The organism is Pseudomonas sp. CM25, assembly GCF_013179705.1.
In the GTDB taxonomy this organism is placed as follows: domain Bacteria; phylum Pseudomonadota; class Gammaproteobacteria; order Pseudomonadales; family Pseudomonadaceae; genus Aquipseudomonas.
Genome location: NZ_JABMCW010000470.1, coordinates 1 through 3,345, shown reverse-complemented (window position 1 = coordinate 3,345; position 3,345 = coordinate 1). Strand labels below are relative to the sequence as shown.

The window sequence follows — 3,345 nt, the reverse complement described above, 5'->3', positions numbered from 1 at the left end:
ACTGCCACGCGCTCCACGTTCGGGTAGTGCGCGTCCAGCCACTTGCGGCACTGGGCCAGCGACTGGGCGTGGGAGTAGATGCGGGTGATGCTGTCGGTCTTGGTGTTCTCGCCCACCAGCAGGTGGTGGTGAATACGCAGCTCGACTTCGCCGCAAATCACCATGTCGTGCTCGAGGAAGCTGTCCAGGGTGTGGCTGACCGCACCTTCGGTAGAGTTTTCCACCGGCACCACACCGAAGTTGACGGCACCGGCCGCCACTTCACGGAACACTTCGTCGATGGCAGCCATCGGCCGGCTGATTACCGCATGGCCGAAGTGCTTCATGGCCGCTGCCTGGGTGAAAGTACCTTCAGGGCCCAGGTAGGCGATTTTCAGCGGCTGCTCCAGGGCCAGGCACGACGACATGATTTCGCGGAACAGCCGCGCCATCTCTTCGTTGCCCAGCGGGCCCTTGTTGCGTTCCATCACGCGCTTGAGCACGGCGGCTTCACGCTCGGGGCGGTAGAAAACCGGCTTTTCGCCAGCTGGCAGCGAGGCAGTCTTGACCCGCGCCACTTCTTCGGCGCAACGGGCGCGGTCACTGATCAGCTCGAGAATCTTCTCGTCAAGGCTGTCGATGCGCACGCGCAGCGCCTTGAGTTCCTGTTCGGACATCAGCCGTGCTCCTTCTCGAATTCGGCCATGTAGCCAACCAAGGCTTCCACAGCCTCGAGGCCCAAGGCGTTGTAGATGGAAGCGCGCATGCCGCCCACCGAGCGGTGGCCCTTGAGGTTGAGCAGGCCGCGGGCATCGGCGCCAGCGAGGAAGGCCTTGTCCAGGCGCTCGTCAGCCAGGCGGAACGGCACGTTCATCCACGAACGGGCGTTGACGCTGATCGGGTTGGTGTAGAAATCGCTGTTGTCGATGAAGCCGTACAGGCGCTCTTTCTTGGCGCGGTTGCGCTGCTCCATGGCGTCGACGCCACCCTGCTCTTTCAGCCACTCGAAGACCAGGCCCGAGAGGTACCAGGAGTAGGTGGCCGGGGTGTTGTACATCGAACCGTTGTCGGCCGAGACCTTGTAGTCGAGCATGGTCGGGCAGCTGCTGCGGGCGCGGCCCAGCAGGTCTTCACGCACGATCACCACCACCAGGCCGCTCGGGCCGATGTTTTTCTGGGCACCGGCGTAGATCAGACCGAACTGTGACACGTCGATCGGGCGCGAGAGGATATCGGACGACATGTCGACCACCAGCGGCACGTCACCGGTCTGCGGCACCCAGTCGAACTGCAGGCCACCGATGGTTTCGTTGGACGCATAGTGCACGTAGGCCGCATTGCTGGTCAGGTTCCACTCGTTCTGGCCCGGGATGGCCAGGTAGTCGAACGGCTTGGCGCTGGCGGCGACGTTGACGTTGCCGAAGCGGCGCGCTTCCTCGATGGCCTTCTTCGACCAGATGCCGGTCTCGATGTAGTCGGCGGTGCCGTTTTCCGGCAGCAGGTTCAGCGGGATTTCGGCGAATTGCTGGCTGGCGCCGCCCTGCAGGAACAGCACCTTGTAGTTGGAGGGGACGGACAGCAGGTCACGCAGGTCCTGCTCGGCCTTTTCGGCGATGGCCACGTAATCGTCGCTGCGATGGCTCATCTCCATCACCGACAAGCCCTTGCCGTGCCAGTCCAGCATCTCGGCCTGGGCGCGCTGCAAGACAGCGTCAGGAAGCGCGGCAGGGCCTGCGCAGAAGTTAAAGGCTCGTTTGCTCACATCCACTCTCGCTCTGCCAAATGGTACAAATTCTAAATTCAGTGCTGACCCGATGAATCTGTGTCACCTGCCATGGGCCTGCCCTGCAGGCCATCGCCGGCAAGCCAGCTCCCACAGGGAACGCACAAACTTCAGGCTGGCGCTTTACCTGTGGGAGCCTGGCTTGCCGGCGATGGGCCGTACAGCGGCCCCAAAGGCCTGCTGTCATCAGTCAAACGGGGCGACCTTGGTCGCCCCGTTCGGGTTTTACGCTTGCTTATTCCTGCGGGGCCTCTTCGGCACCAGCAGCTTCATCGTCGGGCGCATCGGCCTCGACGCCCTCCTCGTCGTTCTCGATCACATCATCGAGCTCTTCCTCGGATGGCTCCTGGATACGCTCCAGACCTACCAGCGTCTCGTCGGTCGCCAGCTTGATCAGGGTCACGCCCTGGGTGTTGCGGCTGAGGCTGGACACCTCGCCAACCCGGGTACGCACCAGCGTGCCCTGGTCGGAGATCAGCATGATCTCTTCGCCTTCCTGCACCTGGATGGCACCGACCAGCAGGCCGTTGCGCCCTTTGGTACCCATGGCGATCACGCCCTGGCCACCACGGCCGCGACGCGGGAACTTGGACAGCGGGGTGCGCTTGCCAAAGCCACGCTCGGAGGCGGTAAGGATCTGCGCGCCGGACTCGGGGATCAGCATGGAGATGATCTGCTGCCCCTTGCCCAGCTTCATGCCGCGCACGCCACGGGCGGTACGGCCCATTTCGCGCACCACGCTTTCAGCGAAGCGGATCACCTTGCCGGCGTCGGAGAACATCATGACTTCCTTGGCACCGTCGGTGATGGCCGCAGCAATCAGGGTGTCACCTTCTTTAAGCTTCAGGGCGATCAGGCCGTTGGAGCGCGGGCGGGCGAACTGCACCAGCGGGGTCTTCTTGACGGTGCCGGAGGCAGTGGCCATGAAGATATACGCGCCGGTCGGCTCTGCCACCCACTCCGGGGTATCGCCTTCTTCTTCGTCGACTTCTTCAGGCTCTACCAGCTCACCTTCGAGCACGGTGTCATCGGCGTCTTCCAGTTCTTCGTCGAGGTCGGCGTTCTGCTGCAGGGCCTCGAGGTCGATCTGCAGCATGGCGGTGATGCGCTCACCCTCCTCCAGCGGCAGCAGGTTGACCAGCGGGCGACCACGGGCAGCACGCGACGCTTCCGGGATTTCGTAGGTCTTCTTCCAGTACACCTTGCCCTTGCTGGAGAACAGCAACAGGGTGGCGTGGCTGTTGGCGACCAGCAAATGCTCGATGTAGTCCTCGTCCTTCACACCGGTCGCCGACTTGCCCTTGCCGCCACGGCGCTGAGCCTGGTAGGCCGACAATGGTTGGGTCTTGGCATAGCCACCGTGGGAGATGGTCACCACGCGCTCTTCTTCCGGGATCATGTCGCCGTAGTTGAGGTCGTGGCTGGCATTGAGGATTTCAGTGCGACGCACATCGCCGTACTCGGCGCGGATCGCTTCCAGCTCTTCGCGGATCACTTCCATCAGGCGCTCGGCGCTGCTGAGGATGCGGATCAGCTCGCCGATCTGCTCGAGGATTTCCTGGTACTCGGCCAGCAGCTTCTCG

3 protein-coding genes are annotated in these 3,345 nt (G+C 63.2%); all 3 read right to left on the bottom strand.

Translation table 11 applies throughout. The features are described from left to right. A partial coding sequence (pheA, locus tag HP546_RS28005; protein WP_172232400.1) for a chorismate mutase occupies nt 1-656 on the bottom strand: 656 nt, incomplete at its 3' end. After that, entirely contained in the window at nt 656-1,741 is a 1,086-nt protein-coding gene (gene serC, locus HP546_RS28000) for a 3-phosphoserine/phosphohydroxythreonine transaminase (protein ID WP_172232397.1), read from the bottom strand. The genes pheA and serC, both read right to left, overlap by 1 nt. 256 nt (nt 1,742-1,997) lie before the next feature. Next, a partial coding sequence (locus tag HP546_RS27995; RefSeq protein WP_306125854.1) for a DNA gyrase C-terminal beta-propeller domain-containing protein occupies nt 1,998-3,345 on the bottom strand: 1,348 nt, incomplete at its 5' end.